Raw genomic sequence first — 1,460 nt, 5'->3', positions numbered from 1 at the left:
GGTCAATGCCGTAGAAGCCGAAGGCTGCCAGGGAATTGGTGAAGTCCACTTGGAAGGGGCTGCCGCCACCGGCAGACACTTCCCAGTAGCGGGTGCCACCGGGGACAGAGTAGCGGCCAGCGCCGTTGGTGTTGCCGGCGGTGTTGGTGGCGACAGAGCCAGCGCCGTTCAGCGTGGCGGTGCCGGCAGCGCCGAAGTCCAGGGCCAGCGGCGCGCCGCCAGCACGGGTTTCGAAGTTTTCCGTGCCAACGCCGACGAGGTTGCTCTTGAAGCTGGTTTCAGCAGCCATCGAGTTCGTGGGAGCGACTTGTGCGCTGGCATTGCCGTTGTTGTCGACGCCGGTGAAGACGAGGTAGGCGTTGGCGCTGCCAGCGGCCATCAGGCCTGCGGCAAGTGCCACGGAGGTAAGGAACTTGGTCATCGAGAACTCCCTTGAGGGTTGCTGAAGATGCGGAAAAAACCGCCAGACAACCTCCGTTAGCACCACCCGTGCCAAGTTACCTAAGTCATTGTTGGTACACACTAATTCCTATTCACGGGTGTGTCCGAATGAAATGACTGTCAATGTTTTCGACATAGATATTCTAGGGGGGTGGGAATAAATGATGACCTTGCGCGGGCCAGCATACGGCCACGTCGAGCAGCGCGCGCGGGAGCGCGGCGACGACAATCCCGGCATGCCTGCCATCGACCTCCCACTGCGCGGCGAGTTCATCGAACTCGACAAATTGCTCAAAGCCACCGGCCTGGCCGACAGCGGCGGCCGGGCGCGCGCGCTGATCACGGCCGGTGAGGTCAGGGTGGACGGCCAAGTCGAGTTGCGCAAGACGGCCAAGATGCGCGCCGGCCAGCTCGTTGAGTTTGGCGGCCAGCAGGTCAGGGTGATCCAGGGGCCGAGCGGCGATTGACTCGGCCGTCATGACGGTGAGGCGTTCATCGTGCGAGCGGCCGACAACGCTGCCTGCGGGTTCGCCTCGCCCCCTGAACAAATGCCCTCAGGGATTGCCCGGCGTTGACCGTCAATCCCAAAAACGAAACACTGTTCCAACTGCTCGCTGAGCCGAAACCGCTGACCGGATACCGCCGGGTGGCCGGGGTTTCGTCAGCCGACGCAGTGCGAGGCGCCTGCTGTGCCCGCTCCCCTGTTTGACGCCCAAGCGAGCCGGTGCCGCGAGGGCCGAAGCGCCATCTCGGCCTGCCGCCGATCCCCCGTCCCCTGCCATTGCTGAAGCGCTGCGCGCCTGATCCCTGACGGGTCGGTGCCGGGCGGGCCTGCGCCTGCTTCCTTGCGAACGCTCGAGCCCAGGGGGCGGCATGCCCAACAAAGACAAAGCGCGCGCTGTACGAGCGCGCCAGGAGACATGCCATGAACCCAGTCCACCGAATCAGGGGGCTAGTGCCCCCCGTGAGCGGCAAAACGGCCGCACTCGTCGTTGAAACTGCTCGCCAGGTGTCCAACC

The 1,460-nt window shown here is 64.5% G+C and carries 1 protein-coding gene and 1 pseudogene; one reads left to right on the top strand and one right to left on the bottom strand.

All coding sequences use genetic code 11. The annotated features are described in order from the left end of the window. A pseudogene (locus AC1DU6_RS31030) lies at nt 1-421 on the bottom strand (hypothetical protein); the annotation flags it as partial. A gap of 256 nt (nt 422-677) precedes the next feature. Here AC1DU6_RS31030 and AC1DU6_RS31025 point away from each other — a divergent pair. Next, the gene (locus tag AC1DU6_RS31025; RefSeq protein ID WP_457322893.1) at nt 678-908 is read left to right on the top strand and encodes an RNA-binding S4 domain-containing protein; all 231 of its coding nucleotides are present in this window, start codon (nt 678-680) and stop codon (nt 906-908) included. Nucleotides 909-1,460: the final 552 nt, after the last annotated feature.

It is taken from the genome of Roseateles sp. P5_B10 (assembly GCF_056400485.1).
The sequence above is the reverse complement of the archived record's forward strand: the minus strand, read 5'-3'. Positions and strand labels throughout refer to the sequence as shown.